The organism is Brevundimonas sp. FV1ye4L (genome assembly GCF_058681255.1).
This window is the reverse complement of sequence record NZ_CM178734.1, coordinates 1,763,865-1,783,990: the sequence shown is the minus strand read 5'-3', so window position 1 is coordinate 1,783,990 and position 20,126 is coordinate 1,763,865. Positions and strand designations below refer to the sequence as shown.

General features: G+C 68.6%; 22 protein-coding genes, 1 tRNA gene and 1 riboswitch. Of the genes, 10 read left to right on the top strand and 13 right to left on the bottom strand.

Annotation, left to right across the window (positions count from 1 at the left end; all coding sequences use genetic code 11):
• The first annotated feature begins 66 nt into the window (after positions 1-66).
• Positions 67-1,227 carry a glutamine-hydrolyzing carbamoyl-phosphate synthase small subunit gene (gene carA / locus ACW17X_RS08655; protein ID WP_492096773.1) on the top strand — a complete coding sequence of 387 codons (1,161 nt, stop codon included), beginning with the start codon at positions 67-69 and terminating at the stop codon, positions 1,225-1,227.
• A gap of 4 nt (positions 1,228-1,231) precedes the next feature.
• Positions 1,232-2,176 carry a hypothetical protein gene (locus ACW17X_RS08650; RefSeq protein ID WP_492096772.1) on the top strand — a complete coding sequence of 315 codons (945 nt, stop codon included), beginning with the start codon at positions 1,232-1,234 and terminating at the stop codon, positions 2,174-2,176.
• Between the two features lie 4 nt (positions 2,177-2,180).
• Here the strand turns inward: ACW17X_RS08650 and ACW17X_RS08645 are convergent, their stop codons facing one another.
• The 4 genes from ACW17X_RS08645 to metX all read right to left on the bottom strand — a co-directional run bounded on the left by ACW17X_RS08645 (position 2,181) and on the right by metX (position 5,002).
• Positions 2,181-2,447, bottom strand: a complete 267-nt coding sequence (locus ACW17X_RS08645) for a hypothetical protein (RefSeq protein ID WP_492096771.1) — start codon at positions 2,445-2,447, stop codon at positions 2,181-2,183.
• A 212-nt stretch (positions 2,448-2,659) separates the two neighbouring features.
• Positions 2,660-2,734: transfer RNA gene (locus ACW17X_RS08640), tRNA-Glu, on the bottom strand.
• 52 nt (positions 2,735-2,786) lie between these two features.
• The gene (gene metB, locus ACW17X_RS08635) at positions 2,787-3,965 is read right to left on the bottom strand and encodes a cystathionine gamma-synthase (RefSeq protein ID WP_492096770.1); all 1,179 of its coding nucleotides are present in this window, start codon (positions 3,963-3,965) and stop codon (positions 2,787-2,789) included.
• On the bottom strand, positions 3,962-5,002 hold the full coding sequence (metX, locus tag ACW17X_RS08630; RefSeq protein ID WP_492096769.1) for a homoserine O-succinyltransferase MetX: 1,041 nt from the start codon (positions 5,000-5,002) through the stop codon (positions 3,962-3,964). Before metX ends, metB begins: the two co-directional genes overlap by 4 nt.
• Before the next feature lie 79 nt (positions 5,003-5,081).
• Positions 5,082-5,194, bottom strand: a riboswitch (SAM riboswitch).
• A gap of 169 nt (positions 5,195-5,363) precedes the next feature.
• On the opposite strand from metX, the gene ACW17X_RS08625 reads away from it, so the two are divergent.
• From ACW17X_RS08625 to thrB, 3 genes are all read left to right on the top strand, one after another.
• Positions 5,364-5,525: a hypothetical protein gene (locus tag ACW17X_RS08625; protein ID WP_492087922.1), complete on the top strand. Its 162-nt coding sequence runs from the start codon at positions 5,364-5,366 to the stop codon at positions 5,523-5,525.
• 102 nt (positions 5,526-5,627) lie between these two features.
• On the top strand, positions 5,628-7,364 hold the full coding sequence (locus ACW17X_RS08620) for an amino acid kinase family protein (RefSeq protein ID WP_492096768.1): 1,737 nt from the start codon (positions 5,628-5,630) through the stop codon (positions 7,362-7,364).
• A 3-nt stretch (positions 7,365-7,367) separates the two neighbouring features.
• On the top strand, positions 7,368-8,324 hold the full coding sequence (thrB, locus tag ACW17X_RS08615) for a homoserine kinase (protein ID WP_492096767.1): 957 nt from the start codon (positions 7,368-7,370) through the stop codon (positions 8,322-8,324).
• Positions 8,325-8,490: 166 nt separating this feature from the next.
• On the opposite strand, the gene ACW17X_RS08610 is transcribed toward thrB, so the two are convergent.
• On the bottom strand, positions 8,491-9,255 hold the full coding sequence (locus ACW17X_RS08610; protein WP_492096766.1) for an SDR family oxidoreductase: 765 nt from the start codon (positions 9,253-9,255) through the stop codon (positions 8,491-8,493).
• Positions 9,256-9,468: 213 nt separating this feature from the next.
• On the opposite strand from ACW17X_RS08610, the gene ACW17X_RS08605 reads away from it, so the two are divergent.
• Entirely contained in the window at positions 9,469-9,777 is a 309-nt protein-coding gene (locus ACW17X_RS08605; RefSeq protein WP_183196147.1) for a CsbD family protein, read from the top strand.
• A gap of 131 nt (positions 9,778-9,908) precedes the next feature.
• Here the strand turns inward: ACW17X_RS08605 and thrC are convergent, their stop codons facing one another.
• Positions 9,909-11,285 (bottom strand): threonine synthase, encoded by a 1,377-nt coding sequence (thrC, locus tag ACW17X_RS08600; protein ID WP_492096765.1) that lies wholly within the window; start codon positions 11,283-11,285, stop codon positions 9,909-9,911.
• Between the two features lie 190 nt (positions 11,286-11,475).
• On the opposite strand from thrC, the gene ACW17X_RS08595 reads away from it, so the two are divergent.
• Entirely contained in the window at positions 11,476-12,423 is a 948-nt protein-coding gene (locus ACW17X_RS08595; RefSeq protein ID WP_492096764.1) for an aspartyl protease family protein, read from the top strand.
• Between the two features lie 176 nt (positions 12,424-12,599).
• Here the strand turns inward: ACW17X_RS08595 and ACW17X_RS08590 are convergent, their stop codons facing one another.
• On the bottom strand, positions 12,600-13,346 hold the full coding sequence (locus ACW17X_RS08590) for an SDR family oxidoreductase (protein WP_492096763.1): 747 nt from the start codon (positions 13,344-13,346) through the stop codon (positions 12,600-12,602).
• Positions 13,347-13,457: 111 nt separating this feature from the next.
• Between ACW17X_RS08590 and ACW17X_RS08585 the strand changes: the two genes are divergently transcribed.
• The gene (locus ACW17X_RS08585; RefSeq protein ID WP_492096762.1) at positions 13,458-13,862 is read left to right on the top strand and encodes a winged helix-turn-helix transcriptional regulator; all 405 of its coding nucleotides are present in this window, start codon (positions 13,458-13,460) and stop codon (positions 13,860-13,862) included.
• 8 nt (positions 13,863-13,870) lie between these two features.
• On the opposite strand, the gene ACW17X_RS08580 is transcribed toward ACW17X_RS08585, so the two are convergent.
• Together ACW17X_RS08580 and ACW17X_RS08575 are read right to left on the bottom strand one after the other, a co-directional pair.
• Positions 13,871-14,431 (bottom strand): phosphatase domain-containing protein, encoded by a 561-nt coding sequence (locus ACW17X_RS08580; protein ID WP_492096761.1) that lies wholly within the window; start codon positions 14,429-14,431, stop codon positions 13,871-13,873.
• Positions 14,432-14,535: 104 nt separating this feature from the next.
• Positions 14,536-14,865, bottom strand: coding sequence for a DUF1491 family protein (locus ACW17X_RS08575; RefSeq protein WP_492096760.1), 330 nt, complete (start codon positions 14,863-14,865; stop codon positions 14,536-14,538).
• Positions 14,866-14,921: 56 nt separating this feature from the next.
• Between ACW17X_RS08575 and ACW17X_RS08570 the strand changes: the two genes are divergently transcribed.
• Positions 14,922-15,779: a hypothetical protein gene (locus tag ACW17X_RS08570; protein WP_492096759.1), complete on the top strand. Its 858-nt coding sequence runs from the start codon at positions 14,922-14,924 to the stop codon at positions 15,777-15,779.
• 39 nt (positions 15,780-15,818) lie between these two features.
• On the opposite strand, the gene ACW17X_RS08565 is transcribed toward ACW17X_RS08570, so the two are convergent.
• Together ACW17X_RS08565 and ACW17X_RS08560 are read right to left on the bottom strand one after the other, a co-directional pair.
• Entirely contained in the window at positions 15,819-16,463 is a 645-nt protein-coding gene (locus ACW17X_RS08565; RefSeq protein WP_492096758.1) for a TrmH family RNA methyltransferase, read from the bottom strand.
• Positions 16,464-16,526: 63 nt separating this feature from the next.
• Complete coding sequence (locus ACW17X_RS08560) at positions 16,527-18,143, bottom strand: sensor histidine kinase (RefSeq protein ID WP_492096757.1); 1,617 nt, start codon at positions 18,141-18,143, stop codon at positions 16,527-16,529.
• A gap of 240 nt (positions 18,144-18,383) precedes the next feature.
• On the opposite strand from ACW17X_RS08560, the gene ACW17X_RS08555 reads away from it, so the two are divergent.
• Complete coding sequence (locus tag ACW17X_RS08555) at positions 18,384-18,836, top strand: SufE family protein (protein ID WP_492096756.1); 453 nt, start codon at positions 18,384-18,386, stop codon at positions 18,834-18,836.
• 12 nt (positions 18,837-18,848) lie between these two features.
• Here the strand turns inward: ACW17X_RS08555 and ACW17X_RS08550 are convergent, their stop codons facing one another.
• Positions 18,849-19,487, bottom strand: coding sequence for a DUF6456 domain-containing protein (locus ACW17X_RS08550; protein ID WP_492096755.1), 639 nt, complete (start codon positions 19,485-19,487; stop codon positions 18,849-18,851).
• Between the two features lie 72 nt (positions 19,488-19,559).
• Complete coding sequence (locus tag ACW17X_RS08545) at positions 19,560-19,949, bottom strand: chromosomal replication initiator DnaA (RefSeq protein WP_492096754.1); 390 nt, start codon at positions 19,947-19,949, stop codon at positions 19,560-19,562.
• Positions 19,950-20,126 lie beyond the last annotated feature (177 nt).

Below are 20,126 nucleotides of genomic sequence, written 5' to 3'. Positions count from 1 at the left end.
GCTTAACGACCCCGCCGTTTGTCTTCCGCCTCCATATGGGCGGGATTCGTGTGTAGGAGCGCGCCCATGACGACCAAGATTCTTCCGGGCGCTACGGGCGTCCTCGCGCTCGCCGATGGCACGATCCTGCAAGGGATCGGCGTCGGCGCTGTCGGCTCGGCTCTGGGCGAGGTTGTCTTCAACACCGCCATGACCGGCTATCAGGAAATCCTGACCGACCCGTCCTACATGAGCCAGATCCTGGCCTTCACCTTCCCGCACGTCGGCAACACCGGCACCAATGTCGAAGACATCGAGCAGATGGGCGGCGGTTCGGACACTTCGGCGCGAGGCGCCATCTTCCGTGACGTGCCGACCGATCCGGCCAATTATCGGTCAGACGCCAGCTTCGACGACTGGATGAAGCGGCGCGGCGTTGTCGGTCTGGCCGGCGTGGACACCCGCGCCCTGACCAAGATCATCCGCGACAACGGCGCGCCGCACGCGGTCATCGCCCATGACCCGAACGGCGAGTTCGACCTCGACGCCCTAGTGGCGCAGGCCAAGGCCTGGACCGGCCTGGTCGGCCTGGACCTTGCCAAGCCCGCCTCAACGCTGCAAGCGTTTGAATGGGACGAAGGCCTGTGGGAATGGCCGGAAGGCCACCCGAAGACGCAAGGTCGCAAGGACGTGGTCGTCATCGACTATGGGGTGAAGCGCAACATCCTGCGCGCCCTCGCCTCGACCGGCGCACGCATCACCGTGGTGCCGGCGACGACGACGGCGGAAGAGGTTCTGGCCCGCAATCCCGACGGCGTCGTACTGTCGAACGGGCCGGGCGATCCGGCCGCGACCGGCGAATACGCGGTGCCCGAGATTCAGAAACTGGTCGCCAGCGGCAAGCCCCTGATGGGCATCTGCCTGGGCCATCAGATGCTGGCCCTGGCCCTGGGCGCCAAGACGGTGAAGATGGAACAGGGCCACCATGGCGCCAACCATCCGGTCAAGGATCTGACCACCGGCAAGGTCGAGATCGTGTCGATGAACCACGGCTTCACCGTCGATCGCGACAGCCTGCCCGACGCCGTGACCGAGACCCACGTCAGCCTGTTCGACGGCACCAACTGCGGCATCGCCGTCAAGGACAAGCCGATCTTCAGCGTCCAGCACCACCCCGAGGCCTCGCCGGGCCCGGCCGACAGCCTGTATCTGTTCGACCGGTTCGCCGATCTGATGGGCACGCGCTGACACCATGAAACAGGGGGCGGTCCGGTCGAACTATCTGGACTGGCTGGCCCAGGCGCTGGAGGTCGGACGACGGACCGCGCCCTTGCCCGACGGGGACGCGGTGGTCGGCTACGCCACCGGCTATGATGCGGCCGATATTGCACCCTTCGTGCTGTCGCTGCGGGCCGTTTTTGACGGTTCTGTCGCTTTGGTGGTGGATGCCGACCCAGAGCTGCGCGCCTTTCTGGCCCAGAATGACGTGACCGCCGTCGATGCGCCGGTCTGGCGCGGCTGGGCGCCCCATCCGGTGATGCAGAGGTTCGTCGCCTTCGCGGGTCTGCTGGGCGACCGGCCAGGCGCGGCCTTGGCCTGCGACGTGCGCGATGTGATCTTCCAGGACGCGCCGTTCGCACCCGCTCCGGCCCGGCTTGAAGCCTTCATCGAGGCCGAGGCGCCTTTGGCCGAACACGCCTTCAACATGAAATATCTGCGCGCCCTGTTCGGCGAGGCTCAAGCGGAACAACTGGCTGACCAACCTTGCCTGTGCGTTGGGACGATCGTCGGACCGCGAGCCGAGGTCGCGCGTCTGTCACGGCTTATTCTGTCACTCGCGGCGACGCCCAGGTCAGAAATCGGCGGGGCCTTCGGCGCCGACCAGGCCGCCTTCAACATGGCGATCCACCAGGGACTGACAGCGGCGGCGACTCAGCCCAACTACGGCCGGGTGGCGACCCTGGGCCTCACGTCGGGGGACGATCTGGCCTTCGAGGAAGGCCGCGTGGTCAATCCGGACGGGACGGTCAGCCCTATCGTCCACCAGCATGATCGGCACTCCCACCTCGCAACCGCCGTCCACGACCGTTGGGGCGGCGGCTTCGAGCATCGAAAGCGGGTCCGGCCGAAGTCGGCGGGCCAAAGGCTGGCCAAGCTGAAGGCGTCGCTGCGCCGACGGACGCCGGAACTGCGTTAGGCCCTTAGGGCAGGGGCGCGAAGCTCGTATGCTCGCGCAGCGCGCTGGCCTTCTGCACCGCCATCGGGGCGGCGTGCAGCCAGTATTCGGCGTCGTCCAGCCGAAGCTCGCGACGGCGCTCCAAGCCGCGCATCCGCCTGAGGGCGGCGTTTTCCAGAAGGCGCGCGTGCAGGGCGCGGGGCGACAGTTCGACGATGGCGGGAGAGCCGGGGACGGCGACGGCGTCGGGGCCTTGGGGCTCCACCGCCGGACGGGCGATGGCGATAAACATGATGTCTCGGTTCAGGAGGGAGAGGCGCTTCTGCGCCGAGTAACGGCTAGTTAACCACAGCGTCTGTGGATAGTTCCTGAGTGCGTCCAAAAAAAGTCCGTGAATCGAAGGGTTTGGCGTCCCAATCCAAACAAAATACTTACTGAAATCTTAATCCGGAGGCGGAGCGCTTGCTCAACACGCCTCTTCATCCAGCCGATCATCGGCGCCGGTGGCAGTCCCTAGGGGAGTCGAACCCCTCTTTTCAGGTTGAAAACCTGACGTCCTAACCGATAGACGAAGGGACCGCGGCCGGGGCGGCGCATTTGCCCCGGATCGGTCCCTCCTGCAAGCAAAAACTTACGCCGCTTCCGCCTTCGCCGGGACGACGGCGTCCAGAGCCGGGAACAGGTCGGCGATCAGGTCCTCGACATGCTCCAGCCCGACCGAGAGCCGGACCAGGCCGTCGCCGATGCCGGCGGTAGCGCGCTGGTCCGGGGTCATGGCGGCGTGGGTCATGGTGGCGGGGTGGGCGATCAGGCTTTCGACCCCGCCCAGGGACTCGGCCAGGGTGAAGATCTCCAGCGTTTCGACCAGGGCGCGGACGGCGTCGGTTCCGCCTTCCAGCTCAAAGCTGAGCATGGCGCCGGGTCCGGCCTGTTGCGTGGCGACCAGGGCGTGGTTGGGGTGCGACTTCAGGCCGGGATAGTGGACCACCTTGACCGCCGGGTGGGCGGCCAGCTTTTCGGCGATCTTGCCGGCCGTGGCCTGCTGCCGCTCGATCCGGGCGAACAGGGTGCGGACGCCGCGCAGGGTCAGATAGGCGTCGAACGGAGAGCCGGTCACGCCGGTGCAGTTGGCCCACCAGGCCAGGGTCTGATGATCTTCGGCGTCGGCCGAGACGACGGCGCCGCCGACCACGTCGGAATGGCCGTTGATGAACTTGGTGGTCGAGTGGACGACGAAGTCGGCGCCCAGCTTGATCGGGTTCTGAAGCGCCGGCGACAGGAAGGTGTTGTCGCAGACGACCTTGGCGCCGGCCGCATGGGCGCGGGTGCAGATGTCGGCGACGTCGACCAGGCGCAGCAGGGGGTTGGACGGTGTTTCGACCAGAACCAGCTTCGGCTTCCGCGCCAGGGCGGCTTCAAGGGCTTGGGGATCGCCCTGGTCAACCAGCAGCAGCTCGAAATGGCCCTTCTTGGCGCGGGCGTTCAGCAGGCGGCAGGTGCCGCCGTAGCAGTCGTGCGGCGCGATCAGCAGGTCGCCCGGCTCCAGCAGGGCCAGGGGCAGATCGACGGCGGCCATGCCGGTGGCGGTGATGACGCAGCCGGCGCCGCCTTCCAACTCGGCCAGGGTTTCGGCCAGGACGTCGCGGGTCGGATTGCCCGAGCGGCTGTAGTCGTACTTCCGCTTCTGCTCGAAGCCGGCGAAGGAATAGTTGGACGACAGATAGAGCGGCGGCATGACCGCGCCATGCGCCGTGTCCGAATCCACGCCCGTGCGGGCGGCGATCGTGTGCGGGTTGGCGATACGGGTCATGCTTTAATGTCCTTGAAAGCAGCGCGGAGGATGTCGCCGACGAAGGCGTCCTCCTTCAGAAAGGCGTCGTGGCCATACAGGGAGGGCGCTTCGACGAAGCGCCACAGGGTCGGCAACCGCGCGGCCAGTTCGCGGATGTCGTCGATCGGCACCAGCCGGTCGGAGGTGAAGCCGATCAGGGTGACGGGGGTGGTTATGGCCTCGGGCGTCACGCTGTGGCGGTCCAGCGAGTCGGACATCGACAGCCAGCGGGCCGGAGTGGTGTGGGTGCGGTAGGCCTGGCCCCGCGCCGTCAGATAGTCGCAGACGGGATAGGCGCCGCCGACGGCCTCGGGCGCCGTCGTTTCGAACCGGTCGTTGAACTCTTCGGCCGTGCGATAGGTGGTCATGGCCAGCTCGCGGGCCAGGGCGACGCCTTCCTCGGGGCGGCCGGCGGCGACGGCGAACTGGAGGATACGGCGCTGGATGCCGCGCCAGGCGGTGGCTTGCGGATGGGCGCGGTGGGCGGCCGAGACGACGATCAGCTGCTCGGCCCAGTCGGGATACAGTTCGGCGAAGGCCAAGCCGACCATGCCGCCGTAGGAACAGCCGACGAAGGCGGCGACCCGCTCGACCTTCAGGTAGTTCAGCACCAGGGCCAGCAGGCGAGCCTGGTCGTGGGTGGTGATGGTGACGGGGGTGTCCTGAAACTCCTGACCCGGCGCGAAATCGACGGCCAGGACCTGAAGGCGCGACAGGTCTATGGGGCCGCGCACGGAAACGGCGCCCGACCACCAGCCCAGGCCGTTGGTCTCGGTGCGGTGGACGAAGCGGCCGGCCGAGATGCCGCCGGCGACTACCACGACCGGGGCGCCGGCGCGGCCGTGGATGCGGCCGATGATGTTGGGCTGGTTCAGCCGCTCGCCCGAGGCCAGGCGGAAGTCGGCGGGGATGGGGACGATGACGTCGCGGGCGCCGCCGCGCTCTCGCACGGGCGTCGAGGCCGGCTGGGGCCGACAGAAGGGCTCTTCAAGCAGGGATGTTTCAGCCAGGGTCATCAATCGTCGTCCGCATCGTTCTCGCCTCAGCAAGGCTCGATGCGGTGACAGATCGTGGAGCGTCGCCTCGTCGATGCTCCACTCATCTCTCGCGGCCCGAAGGACCCCGCAGGAGTTGGCACCGTTTCGGGCGGAACCCGATGGTTGCCCCGGCGTCAAAGGGCCTAATCCCTCAGCCGGTCTTGATGAGTGATCTTACGTTGATCAAACCCAGGGCGCCGGTCAAGAGAAAAATTCGACCCTATGGGGCGGCCGGGGTGGTTCGAATGGGCCTGAAACGGACCAAAAGTGCGTTGTCGTGAAAAAATCATCCAATGCGGCTTGACACTGCGGGGGTGATCCAAGCACCCTAGGCTCAGATTTGAACCGGACCAGCCCTGTGCAACAGCGCCTGATCATCGCCGAAGTTTCGACCGCCGCCGGCCTCGCCGCGACGCGTCTCGGCATGACCCTCGGCGGCTCGATTATTGGCGGCACCACCGGCACCACCACCACCATGCCCTCACGGGCGGGACGAGTTTAGCGCGCCGAACCCCGGCAACCGCAGAACCCGAACCCCGCCCGGTCCGCCTGGCGGGGTTTTTCTATTCACCCCACCCCCTCCGAACATTCCCGAGAAACCCCAATGTCCGCCTCACTCGCCGTCGTAGAGAAATCCGAGAGCCTCGATCCCAGCAGTCAGCCTGCTACCGAAGTGGTGGTGCTGAAGTTCGGGTCGTCGATCCTGCGCAGCCCGGCGGAGGCGCCGCTGGTCGCCTCGGCCGTCTATGGCCATGTGCGGGCGGGGCGGAAGGTGGTGGCGGTGGTCTCGGCCTTCGGCGGGGCGACGGACCAGATGCTGGGCGAGGCGCGGGCGCTGGGCCTGGCCCATTCCAACGACCTGCTGCCCGGCTATGTGGCGCTCGGCGAGGAGAAGTCGGCGGCCCTGGTGGCCATCGCCTGCGACCGGATCGGCCTGGAGGCCTGCGCCCTGTCGGTGCGGGAGCTGGGCATCGTCGCCGAGGGGGAGCCGGAGCATTCGCGCCCCTGCGGCCTGCGGCCCGATCATCTGAAACAGGCGCTGGACCGGCACGAGGTGGTGGTGGTGCCCGGCTTCGGCGCCGTGCGGCCGGACGGGCGGATCGCCCTGCTGGGCCGGGGCGGATCGGACCTGACGGCGGTCTTCCTGGCGGCCGAGTTGGGCCTGAAGAAGGTGCGGCTGGTGAAGGACGTCGACGGCCTGTACGACCATGATCCGAACGACCGGACCGCGCCGGCCCTGCGCTATCGCCGCGCATCCTGGGACGTGGCGCGCAAACTGGGCGGCGCCCTGGTGCAGCACGACGCCATCGACCTGGGCGAGAGCCGGGGCGTGGAGATCGAGGTCGCGGCCCTGGACCGGGCCGACGGCACGGTCATCGGCAAGAAGTCAGCCCCGCCCGGGCCGGCCCCGGCCCTGCCGCCGCTGAAGGTGGCGGTCGCCGGCTGCGGCGTGGTGGGCGGCGGGGTTCTGGCCCGGCTGCTCAGCGACCCGCGCTATGACGTGGTCGGGGTGCTGGTGCGCGATCCGAAGAAGGTTCGCGACGTCGCCTGTCCCCAGTCCCTGTTCACCGCCGACCCGGCCGTCCTCTGGGCCAAGAAGCCGGATATCGTGCTGGAGGCCCTGTCGGAAGGCGAGGCGGGCCATGCGGTCATCCGCGCCGCCCTGGAGGCCGGCTGCGACGTGGCCAGCGCCAATAAGCAGGCGGTCAGCCGCGATCCCGGCGGCTTGCAGGACCTGGCCAAGGCCCATGGCCGGCGGATCTTCTGGTCGGCTTCGGTCGGGGGCGGCGCGCCGATGATCGAGACGGTGCGGGCGGCCCGCGCCGCCGGCGAGGTGGTCGGGTTCGAGGCGGTGCTGAACGGCACGGTCAACTTCATGCTGGAGCGGCTGGGCGACGGGGCGGCCTTCGCCGAGGCCCTGGCCGACGCCCGGGCGGCGGGCTTTGCCGAGGAGGATCCGTCGGCGGATCTGGAGGGCCTGGACGCCGCCGCCAAGGTGCGGCTGCTGTGCCACGAGGCCTTCGGTCGTTCGCCCGACGGCGAGGTCCCGCGCGACCACCTGACCGAGGCCACATCGGCCGACGGCGGGGTGCGCCAGATCGGCGCCGCCCATCTGAAGGACGGGGTCATCGCGCCCTCGGTCAAGCTGACGGCCGAGCACGGCGACCCGCTGTTCTCCGGCCTGCGCGGCGAGGGCAACGCCCTGAAGGTTTACGGCGCCGACGGGCGGGTGTGGCGCTGCCGGGGCCGGGGCGCCGGCCGCTGGGCCACGACCGAGAGCATCATGGCCGACCTAGCCGAGATCGTGCGCGCGCGCCGCGCCGACGCGGGCCTGAACTAGGCCATGGCCGTCTTCACCCCCGTATCGTTCGACGAGGCCAGGCGGTTCCTGGCCGGCTACGACCTGGGCGAGGCGGTCGAGCTGACCGCCATCGCCGAGGGGGTGGAGAACACCAACTACCGGCTGGAGACCCAGGCCGGCTCGGCCCGGCGGCGGTTCGTCCTGACCCTGTTCGAGGCGCGGACGGACGAGGCGTCGCTGCCCTTCTGCCTGGGGCTGACGGCCCATCTGGCGGGGCGCGGCTTTCCCTGCCCGACGCCGATCGAGGACCGGTCGGGCGGCTGGCTGGGACGGCTGAACGGCCGGGCGGCGGCGGTGATCGAGTGGAAGACCGGCGCCTGGCTGCGGACCCCGTCAGAAGCTGATCAGGCGGCGGCGGGGGCGGTGCTGGCGCGGCTGCACCAGACGGCGTCCGGGTTCGCCGGGCGGCGCGACAACCCGGTCGGGCCGGCCATGTGGCGGCGGTTGGCGGATCGGTGCGCTGCGGGGGCCTCGGGCGAGGATCGGGTGCTGCTGGACCAGGTTGAGGCGGCGCTGGCGCGGCTGGGTGATCCGTTTGCGGACGATCTTCCGGTCGGGGCGATCCATGCCGACTATTTCCCCGACAATATCCTGTTCGAGGAGGGGGCGGTTTCCGCCGTGATCGACTTCTACTTCGGCTGCACCGGGCCGCTGGTCTATGACTTGGCCGTCGCCCTGTCGGCCTGGGGCTTCGACGCCGAGGGCCGGCCGATGCCCGAGGCCCTGGCCGCCTTCCAGCGCGGCTATGAGGCGGTGCGGCCGCTGAGCGAGGCCGAGCGCGCGGCCCTGCCGCGACTGGGCGAGGCGGCGGCCCTGAGGTTCACCGTCACCCGCCTGCACGACCGCATCTTCCACGACCCGTCCAAACTGGTCACGCCCAAGGACCCGGCGGTCTTCCTGCGTCGCATGGACCACTGGCGGGCGCTGGAGACGGCGTGATTAGACTCAAAAAAATGGAGTCTATTTTCGTCTAGTGTTTCGCGTGGCGGTGAAATTGCACCGGGCGGAAAAGACGGTGCAACGTGCAAAAGAGTGCAAGTTCGCCGGGGCGGCTGCGGGCGCAGCCCCTCCCCTTGACGGGGAGAGGCGATCAACACGGGCCCGGTCAGGTCCGGCAAATCGACACGCCGCCGTCCACCAAGGTCGCCGTTCCGGTCATGAAGCTGGAGGCGTCGGAGGCGAGGAAGGCGGCCGCGCGGGCGATTTCATCGGGTTGGGCGATCCGTTTGAGGGCGTAGAGCCCAGATATGAAGTCGAGGGCTGCGGGTGTGTCGGCAACGCTGCGGCCCATCGGGGTGTCTGCGCCGCCACAAACAAGGGCGTTGGCGCGGATCTTCTGCGCACCGAATTCGGTTGCGACGACCTGGGTCAGACCGATCAGTCCGGCCTTGGAGGCGGCATAGGCCGCCATGCCCGGAAATCCGACGGTGTGGCCGACGAAGGTCGAGGTGAAGATGATCGACCCGCCGCCGCGCGCCTGCATGGCGGGAATCTGATGCTTGGCGCACAGAAAGGCGCCGGTCAGGTTGACGTCGAGAGCGTCGCGCCAGCCGGGGACGGACAGGTCCGGTGTCGGCGCCATCTCGGAGAGGATCCCCGCGTTGTTGAAGGCGATGTCCAGGCCGCCGAACCGGTTCTTTGCCGTCTGGACCATGGCGACGGCCGTCGATTCGTCACGGACGTCGCCGACGACCGAGACCGCTTCGCCGCCTTCGGCCTCGATCATCGTGACCAGGTCGGCGAGTTCGGCGTCACGACGGCCGGAGACCACGAGCTTGGCGCCGAGCGTGGCGAACAGTCGGGCGGCGGCGTGACCTATGCCCGAACTGGCGCCCGTCACGACGGCGACTTTGTCTTTGAGGTGATACATGGGGAATTCCCGTTGCAAATGAAGGCTGCCCCGCAGTCGTCGGGGCAACTGGATTTTGCCCCGAGCGCATTGCGAAGGCTGGCGGGAACCGGCTGTCGGATCGAAAAGCCGAACAGCCGCGCCTGCGCCGCCTTGTCGCTGGAACGGAAGCGGGTTCCGGGATTTTTCTTGGTCACGCGGCCATGAGGGCCGTGCTCCCCGAGGATGAGAGACATGACCGACGAACGGATCGAGGGCGCCGCGTATCAGGCGACCGGTAAGACGAAAAAGGGTTTCGGCAAGCTGGTCGGCGACCAGAAGCTGCAGGTCGAAGGGGCGTTCGAGGACGCCAAGGGCCGGTCGCTGGATACCTTCGGCAAGGCGATGGACGCGGTGGATCGGCTGGTTGAGAAGGCCCCGGTCGATTATCGCGACAAGGCGCGGGCCGTAGCGGGCGAGGCGCGTAAGCGGCCGCTGGTGACAACCCTGTCGGTGGCGGGCGTCGGCCTGATGCTGGTCGGGATGCTGACGCGTCGGCGGTAGGTAATCTCCCTCCCCTTCATGGGGAGGGACGATCGCGCAGCGATCAGGGTGGGGCCCGTTAGGGCGCGAGCGAGTTGTTCTGACGGCCCCACCCCGGCTTCGCCGCCCCTCCCCATGAAGGGGAGGGAGAATTAGCGGATCGCCGCCAGGGCTGCGTCCATCGTGCCGTCGATGACCGTCATCCGTTCCGCCTGGTCGCCCAGCGCGGCGATGACCGGCGCGGGTTCGGGTTCGAAGCCGAGGACGGCGGAGACGAAGGCGCCGAACTTGGACGGGTGGGCGGTGGACAGGGCGACGACCGGGCCGGTCGAGCGGTCGAGGCGGCGGGCGGGGGCCAGCGCAACAGCCGTGTGGGGGCAGACGACGCGGCCCCAGGCCTCAAAGGCGTGGGCGATCTCGGCGCGGGTTTCGGACTCGTCGATGGAGACGGCCGAGACGGCGGCGCGCAGGGCGGTCAGCAGATCCGGATCGAAGGCGACAGCGCCGTCGCGGGCGAAGGTTTCGAACACGGCGCGGGTGCGGTCGCCGTCGCGGCTGGTGGCCTCATAGACCAGGCGTTCGAAGTTGGAAGGGGCCTGGACGTCCATGGAGACGCTGCCGCTTTCCACCGCCGGACGGCGCGAATAGACGCCGTCGTTGATGGCGCGGGCGAGGGCGTCGTTCTGGTTCACCGCCGCGACGAAGCCGTTCGACGGCAGGCCCATTTTCGTGGCGGCGATGCCGGCGAAGGCGTCGCCGAAATTGCCGGTGGGGACGACGAAGGTCGCCGGGCCGCCCAGCTGGGCCGTGGCCGAGACATAATAGGGGATCTGGCCCGCCAGCCGCGCCCAGTTGATCGAATTGACCGAGGACAGGCGGCCGCGTTCGCGCAGCGACTCCTCGGCCAGCAGTCCCTTCACCAGACGCTGGCAGTCGTCGAAGTCGCCGCGCACGGCCAGGTTCAGCACATTGTCCGCCTGGACCGTCGTCATCTGCTTGCGCTGAACCGGTGAGACGCGGTCCAGCGGGTGGAGGACGACCAGATCGACCGACTTGGCGCCGGCGAAGGCGCGGACGGCGGCGGCGCCGGTGTCGCCCGAGGTGGCGGTGAGGATGGTCAGGCGCTCGCCCGAGGCGGCCAAGGCCTCGTCCGTCAGGGCGGCGACCAGCTGCATCGCCAGGTCCTTGAAGGCGGCGGTGGGGCCGTGGAACAGTTCCAGCACAAACAGGCCGGGCTCAAGCTCCACCAGGGGGGTGACGGCGGGGTGGGCGAAGCCGGCGGTCAGGCGGTCCAGGGCGCGGTCGAGCGCGCCGGCGGGCAGGGCGTCGCCGATGAAGGGGGCGACGGCTTGCAGGGCGATGGACTTGTAGTCGGCGGTCGCGTCCCAGGCCGAGGGCGACAGCGTGGGCCAGGCGGTCGGCATATAGAGGCCGCCGTCGGGGGCGATGCCGCGCAGCAGGGCGTCGGTGAAATCGGTCTCGGGGGCTTGGCCGCGGGTGGAGACGTAACGGGCGCTGGAGGTGCTCATAATGGTCTGGTCGTAACCAGCCGGAGCGGCGGCGTCACCCGGTTTCTGGTCGTTCGGGGGAGGAAATTGTCGGCGCGGCGACGGGTGGGGGGGGCTTGTGCGACAAATTCATGCGGGTCTGGTTCGTGCCTACCCCCTGCGACCATCGTCCCCGCTGGCGCCTGAGCGCCGGACAGTCCATGTCTGAGGGATGAGACGACGCGATCTTCTGATCCGGCTGGGCCTGGTCGCCGGCGGGGTGGGCGGGGCCTGGTGGCTGCGCGACAATGTGCTGTGGAAGGGGCCGTCCGTGGGGTTCGCGGCGGAAGGCTCGTCCGGCTGGCTGGACTATGCCGAGCGGCGGGCGCCGACCCCGACGGTGGCGGTGACAGTCAATGGCGTGGGCGTGCGGGCCCTGGTGGATTCGGGGGCGCAGTATTCGGTGATCGACCGGTCGTTGGTGCAGAGGCTGGGCCTGACCGACGTCTTCAGCATTCCGATGGTGGCTTATGGCGTCGGGGGCGAACCGCAGATGGGCCGGGGGACGGCGCTGGACGTGGCGGTCGGGGGGCTGAGGCTGGACGGGTTGCGGGCGGCGATCCTGGAACTGGGGCCGCTGGCCGGGGAGCAGGGTCTGGAGGCGCCGCTGATCCTCGGGCAGGACGTGTTGCGCGAACTGGTGCTGGAACTGGATACGGGGCGACGGCGGATGCGGTTTGTGGCGCGCGAGGCCTGGACGCCGACGCCGGACATGGCGCCGGTCGCGGTGACGCAGGCCGGCAAGGCTCTGCAGGCGGGGATCACGGTCGAGGGGGCGACGGTGGAGGCGGTGATCGACACCGGCGCCTCGGCCGTTCTGGCGGTGACGCGCGAGACGGCTCAGGCCGCGGGCCTGCTGGACGGACGCGAACGGCGGCCGGGGCAGAGCCTGGTGCTGGGCGGGGTGGTGCGGGCCGAGGCGGTGACGGTCCGTACACTGACGTTCGGCGACGAGCTGTATCGGAATGCGGAGGTGGCCATCTATGACGACGTGCCTGTGCCGGGCTTTCCCAAGGCGCTGATCGGCATGGGGGCGTTCGAGGACCGGCGGCTGGCGCTGGACCTGGGCGGGGTGCGGCTGTTCATGTCACGGCCGATGGAGATTACGGTGGGGCGGTGAGCTGAACTTTCCCTCCCCCTGCGGGGGAGGGGCGTCGCGTCAGCGACGGGGTGGGGGCGGCAGGGCGCGGGCGCACCTGTTTTTGCAAGCTGTGATGCGTCGCCCGGCCCTTCCCACCCGGCTTCGGCTCCGCCTCCGCCCCCCTCCCCCGCAGGGGGAGGGAGAGGGAGAATGCGTCAGCCGTTGAGCATCTCGAACACGGCTTCGTAGCCGTTCGCCTCGGCGAAGCGCAGGGGCTTGACCCGTTCGACCAGGATTTCGCCGCGCGGGGTGTTGCCGCTCTCGATCAGGCCGATCACCTCGGCCGTATAGTCGGCCAGGGGCATGGAGGCGGGGTTCTCGGCATGGCCCGGCATCAGGTCGGTGGCGACGGCGGGCGGGGCCAGCTCCAGCACCTCGACGGCGGTGTCCCGCAGCTGATGGCGCAGGGACTCGGTCCAGGAGTGGATGGCCGCCTTGGCAGCGTTGTAGGTCGGGGTCGCCGCCAGGGGGATGAAGGCCAGGCCGGAGGTGACGGTCATGATCGTCGCGGCGGGCTGGGCCTGCAGATGGGGCAGCAGGGCCGCTGTCAGGCGGATCGGACCGAGCAGATTGGTGGCGATGGTCGCCTCGACGGTCGCGAAGTCGAAGGGGCGGGCCTTCAGGTCTTCGGGCTTCATGATCCCGGCGTTCAGGATGACGGCGTTCAGGGTCGGGTGGTCCTTGACGATCTGTTCGCCGAAGGCGGCGACGGCGGCGGGGTCGGCGACGTCCAGAGTGGCCCAGGCCATGCCGGGGTTGGCGCCGGCGACGTCCTTCAGCACGTCTTCGCGACGACCGGTGATGATGATCTGATTGCCGCGGGCGTGCAGGGCCTCGGCCAGGGCGCGGCCGATGCCGGTGCCGCCGCCGGTGATCAGGATGGTGTTTCCGCTGATGTTCATGGAGCTCTCCTCAGGGGGTGCGTCAGTGCGGAAGCTCAGGTATGTCGGTCGCTCTCTATTGGAAAGTAGGCACTGGAAACCGCCATACTTACCACAAGGAAAGAAATGGATATGACGGCTGTTCCGCCCGCGAGAATTTCACACCCCGAGACCGGCGAGGTCGCCGATCCACGCGTCGAGGCCCTGGTCAACGAGGTGATCGGCCGGGTGGCCGACAAGTGGACCATGCTGATCCTGGAGGTCCTGGCCGAACACGGCGAGACGCGGTTCACGCGCGTGGGCGAACTGGTCGGAGGGATCAGTCAAAAGATGCTGACCCAGACCCTGCGCCAGATGGAGCGCGACGGCCTGGTGGTGCGCACGGTCCATCCGGTCATCCCGCCCAAGGTCGAATATCGACTGACCGACCTGGGCTTCACCCTGGCCGAGGCCTTCTGCGGGGTGTGGACCTGGGCGGAGACGAACATCGACCGGATCGAGACGGCGCGGGCGGCGTTCGACGCGAAGAAGGCATAGGGCGGGCGTCAGTCGTCCGACAGGCCCAGCCAGTGTTCCAGGCCTTCGAAGGACGAGGTCATCGGGAAGGCTCGCAGGAAGGGCAGGGGGATGTGGCCGTAGAGCGGGGACAGCTGCAACTCGGAACGGAAGTGTCCCTGATGGGCGATGGCGGCGAGATAGAGGGCTGAGGCGAGGCCGCTGCGGTCGGCGCCGCCGTTGCAGTGGATCAGCACGGGCTTGGGCGCCGCCCGCATGACGGCGATCAGTTCGGCCGCCCGCTTCGTGTCGAACCGGTCCTTGGCGCTCATCCGGTAGTCGATGTGCACCAGGCCGAGGCGGCGGCTGGCGGCCATTTCGTTATCGTACCAGGCGGCGCCGGTGTTCTCGCCCCTGAGGTTGATGACGCTGCGAATGCCATAGGTCGCCTGGATGGACGCCAGACGTTCCGGAGTCGGTTGGGCGGATCGGAAGGCTTCGGCGTCGAGGCGGTGGAGATTGCCGGAGCTGAACAATCCCGTCTCGTAGCCGATGGTCAGGGCGAGGAGGGCGGCGACCGCCGCCAGCGCCGACAGGAGCCAAGTCTTCAACGCCAATCTCCCGCCCTTAGGGCCTGTTTTTCGGTCTTGCCCCCTTGGCTGCGCCCGGCGTCGGCGGCGAACAAGTCGGGACCATTCCTTAGGGGGTCACTCTTTTACCCCTGCACCTTCTCCGTAATGAAATGCCGGCCCTGGCGGTCTTCGATTTCGACGACCCAGAGGTCGGGGTCGTAGCCGCGCTGGCGGGCGATGTAGGCGTCCAGTTCGGACTCGCTGTCGCTGGATAAGGGCTGGATCCACAGGCGTTCTCCGTCGGTCCCGAAGGCCTCGGTGTAGAGTTTGGCCGTGCGGGTGGAGGTGTCGTAGGCCTTGACGATGACCGAGCCGGCGCGGTCGTCGCCCTTCTTGACCACGGTCGCATAGGCGCCCTCTATCTCCGCCCGGCGGATCAGGGCGCTGACCCACAGGTCGCTGGATAGAAGCAATTCGCTAACCCTGTACGGAAACCAAACCCAAAGGCGGGACGTGCCAAGGTCCGGAGATGAGGATAGGCCTTTCCCCCCGGCGAACCCAAGCCCTGATCGCCGCTGCGCTGATCGCGGCCCCGAGTCTGGCGGGGGCGGCGCCGGTCGATCGCTATTACGAGCGCAGTTTCGTGCTGGCGGCCAATGCGCGGTGTGGTCTGTTCCAGCCGCAACTGACCGCCGCCCTGACCGCCGCCACCTGGCAGGCGCGTGGCGCGGCGCTGCGCGCGGGGGGCAATGCCCCCGATCTGGCCGAGACGGCGCAGCGCGCCCGGACGCGAGCGGCGACGACGCGGTGCGATTCCGCCGATCTGAAGACGGTCAGCAGCCGGGTGCGCGACGCCTTCGCCGGCTGGTCGCGTGTGACGCGGATGAATTTCCCCGGCGAGCGGGCGGGTTGGAGCGCGGATCGCGCGGCCTATGCCCGGCCGACCTGGCGGTTGATGCAGGGCGCGCGGACCGGCGTGTCGCCCGTGCGGTTCGGCGTGATCGGCAGGATGGACCGCCCGGATCAGATGGCGGCGGTGGTGTCCTGGCAGGGGCGGTCGCGCCCGACCGCAGTGCGGATCATCCTGCGCGACGCCAATGTGGCGACCCGGCCCTGGCTGGCGCGCGAACTTCCGCCGGTTTCGCAGCGTCGCTCGATCTGGGCGGCGGGGGTTGAGGCGGCTGACGCCGGCCTGCTGGTCGAGGGACGCAAGGCTGGGCAGGTCTGGCTGTTCCCCGCTGCGGCGGCGGACGCCGTCTCGGCCCTGGATCCGCGCGAGATATTCGTCGTCGAATTCCTGTTCCGCGACGGCAGCGTGGCCCGTTCGAGCTTCGAGACCGGCGACTTCGCCGCCGGCCGCGCGTTTTTGTCGATGGGGCGGACTTAGGTCGGCAGTCCGTTCAGATGATCAACGACGGATGCGTCTCTAGTCGCTCGGAAGCATGACTGTCGGCAAAGGGATCGGGCGCTCTCCCCTCTGATCGCGCCACCTATATTTGCTTTGATATTCGCGTCTTTGCTTGGCGACCTCGTAAAGGACAATTCCTGAACTGGTGCCGAGGTTAAGGCTTTCGATCATGCCGAACATCGGAATGCTGACGCACATTTCGCTCCGTTCGACCGCTCGGTCGCTGATTCCTACGGCCTCGCTTCCAAACCAAACAGCGAGTTTGTGGTGAACCGTGTAGTCGCCTTCATTCAAGTATATGGACGTTTTTCCTTTGACGTGAGGGGACGTGACGATTGACGTGAAATTCTTGGATTCAAGGTAGTCGAAACAGGCATCCGTGCTGTCGAACCGTTTCACAAACGTCCATTTTACCGCCGATACGGAGGTCTTTGACACAGCTTTGGCATCGCGTAATTCTTGCCAGTCATCCGGCAAGGAACCTCGACTATCGACCACATAGACCTTCTCAACGCCTAAGGCGTTTACGTTTCGGATCACTGTGCCGATGTTTTTCACGTCGGTCGGATTTTCGATCACAGCGATGAGGTTCTTGCATCGAAACGGTTTGATCGCATCGGCGCGCGCCCGAACCGACCTCTTTGATTGAGCTGCTTCTTCCATCCGAACTTCTTACCGCTGCTCAATGTCGAGTTGCCACCTCTATTAAGCTGCTCCTTTGAAATCTCAGATCTGAGCCTCGTCGACGGCCGGAACCACCGGGATCACCGGCAGGCGGATCATGACGGCTGTGCCTTCGCCCAGGGTGCTGTCGATGGTCATGCGGCCGCCGTGGAGTTCGGTCAGGGAGCGGACCAGCGACAGGCCCAGGCCCGTGCCGCGCGCCTTCTGGTCGGCGTCGCCGGCCTGTTCGAACGGGCGACCGATGCGTTGCAGGTCTTCCGGGGCGATGCCGACGCCGGTGTCGGACACCACCAGCTCGAGGTACGGCCCGACCCCGTCCAGGGTCAGGGTGACGGAGCCGCCCGACGGGGTGAACTTCAGCGCATTGGACAGCAGGTTCAGGGCCATCTGCTTCAGGGCGCGGGCGTCGGCCTGAACCATCAGGGGGGTGGGCGGCAGGACCGGGGCCAGGTCGACGCCCTTTTCGTCGGCCTGGACGCGGATCAGGGCCACCGCGGCCGAGACGGGGTCGCGCGAGTCCAGGTTTTCCAGCGACAGTTCGTAGCGTTCGGCCTCGATCTTCGACAGGTCCAGAACGTCGTTGATCAGGTCCAGCAGGTGGCCGCCGGCCTGGTGGATCGAGTCGGCGTAGCCGGCGTAGCGGTCGGGCAGGGGGCCGAACAGTCGCTCGCGCATGATGTCGGCGAAACCGATCACGGCGTTCAGCGGGGTGCGCAATTCATGGCTCATATTGGCCAGGAAGCGGGTCTTGCCGGCGCTTTGGGCCTCGGCCTCGACGCGGGCGCTCTCCAGCCCCAGTTCGCGGGCGAACTGGGCCGTGCCGTCGAAGGCCTGGGCGATCAACTGGGGCCGGTCCCCCGCATGGTCGAAGCGGCGCAGGATCATGACCACGCGACGGTCCAGGGCGACGCGGGGGCTGAACAGGATCTCGGCGGGCTGGCCGGCCAGGGCGCGTTGCAAGGCGGCGCCGACGGCGGGACGGTCTGGGGCGTGGACGGCGGCGATCAGACCCTGGTCGAACAGGGCCTCGACCGACAGGGATGGGGGTGGCGTTCCCCAGGCTGCGACGGCGCGGCCGGCGGGATCGAGCAGCAGGGTGAGGCCGGGCTGGGCGTTCAGCACCGCCTCGACACGGTCGCTGCTCGCCTCGGCGGCGGTCAGTCGAAGCTGGCGCTGACCCCAGGTCAGGCGGATGGCGGCGGCGGTCGCGGCCAGGGCCAGAAGGCCTGACAGGGCCGCCAGAACCGGGGGCTGGGGATCAGCGCCGTTCAGCAGGGCCGAGATCAGACCCGACGCGAGCGGCAGGGTCAGGGCGGCGATTCCCACCTTGGTCAGACGACCGTCGCCGATACGGGGATGATCCAGTGCGATCCCCGCCGCCAGCGGCATGACCAGCAGGCCCGGGACCGCGCCGGTCGCGCCGCCCGTCAGACCCGCCGCCGCCACCGAGGCCAGCAGCCAGGCCGCCATCAGGGTGAAGCGCAGGCCGACGGAATCCCGCAGCATCAGAGCCACCCCGCCGACGCCGGGCAGGGTCATGATCAACAGCGCGGCCAGAACCTCGCCCTGCAGACCGCCGAGGCTTTCGCCGACGAAGGCCGTGATACAGACCGCCACCGCCCAACAGGCGTGCCACATGGCCAGTAAGGCCGGGGCCAACGGCGACGGCGGCGCCGTCGACGGATGCGGGGCGTCCGTCGTGGGCAGGCTTTGCCGAGGTTGTTGGTTGTGGACGTGCAAGCGCGTGAAGCCGTTTTTCTGGCCCAGACTCTAGCCTCCAGGGCAAGCTGGCGCGAGGCCGCTCCCGTTTCAGGGGATATCCTGATCGGCGTTCACCATGAATATCGGGGGACAAAACGGCCGGTTGTCGTTAACGGCGGCGCGGCCTATCTGGCGGTCATGACCGATCGCACGCCTCCGACCGAAAATCTGGACCAGACTCTGGCGGAGCTGGCCGAGGACTTCGACCTGCTGGGCGACTGGGAACAGCGGATCGAATATGTGATCGAACTGGGCAGGGGGTTGGTCCCGCTGGACGACGCCGACAGGATTGAAACCAACAAGGTGCCGGGCTGCGCGGCCCAGGTCTGGCTGGCGACCGCGTCGGACGGGGGGCGTTTGTGGTTCACTGCAGACAGCGACAGCGCTCTGTCCAAAGGCAATATCGCCCTGCTGCTGAAACTCTATTCCGGCCGCACCCCGACCGAGATCCTGGCGTTCGACGCCAAGGCCGCCCTGGACCGACTGGGCCTGCCCTCGGCCCTGACCCGCCAACGCGCCAACGGTCTGAACAGCATGGTGGGCCGGATCCGCGAGGCGGCGATGGAGGCGAATGGCACGACGGCCGGGTGACTGGCGGGCCTTTCACCCGATCCCATAGTGCTCGGCCAGGGCTTCCAGCGCCTGTCTGAGGAGAGTCTTGCCCTGGCGGCGGCGCAGGCCGAGGCCGGTTTCGGCCAGTGTCAGACTGTCGCCGTGGATGCAGATCCGGGTCAGCATCGGGCGCAGGCGGGGGCCGACGGCACGCAGGGCTTCTTCCACGCGGCGGGCGGCGCTCAGGGTGCGGTCGCCGGGCTCGAACCGTTCGGCCGATCCGGACCCTGCGCGGGGCAGGGCGTCCCAGCGCATGGTCAGGGAGGGGCCGGACCGGGCCTGTTCGACCTCTGCCCGCAGGCGTTCGCCGGCGGCGACCTGGGCCGGGGTCAGCCAGGGGCGGCCCATGGCGTCCTTGCGGCGGGCCAGCCAGGCGATCGGGCTTTCGCCCAGATTGGCGGCGTGGCGGATCATGCGACCGTCGGGGCCGACCAGTTCGCGTTGGCCGTCGATGACGCCGGGGCGGCCCGGCGGCGGGCTGACGACGGGATCGGGCGCGGTGGGGCGAGCGGTCCATCCGCCTTGGGGGCGGGGACGCAGGCCGGGGCGGTTGATCAGGGCGCGGAACTCGGGCTCGGCCAGGGTCAGGCTGACGCGGCCGCGTCGATCGGGGGCCCAGTCGAAGCGCATAGACCCCGTTCTCGGCCGCCAGCCAGGCCCCGGATCGGTCCAGGAGGGCGCGGGCGCGTTCGACGGACCGGCTCATGGCCGGGGCTCCGCGCGCGCGGCGTAGAGGCCAGAGATACAGGCCTCGAGCTGGTTCAGCAGGTCATCGACCTCGCGCGCGTCGCGCTCGTCTTCGGCCCAGCGGCAGGCGATGCCGGCGGTGGCGCGGTTGACGCCGAAGACATGGCCCACCCGCTCCAGCGTCCAGCCGAAGGCGACATGGGACAGGTACATGGCCATGCGCCGGGCGCGGGAGCTGAGCGGGTCCAGCCGCCCACGCGCCGTCATCCGCTCGGGCAGCGCCCCTGTGCGGACGGCCACCAGATGGATGGCCAGCCCCGCCTTGCGCCGATCGTCGTCGCCGACCGGCGCCCTGTATTCCTCCAGCATCTCCTTGCCTCCCGTCACAAACTTCCGATGCGCCATCCTAGGTCGGTGGGCGCCTGTGATAGGAATATTGTCCTAACAAACGTCAGAAGCGGTCGTGCGGCCTTTGCGGGCTTGAGGTTGTGATCGGGGAGTCTGAGCGCTGGCCGGGCCGGACCGGGAGGCGGTCAGGAGCGGCGGGCGGCGAACATGGTTAATAAATTTCGAATCATTGAC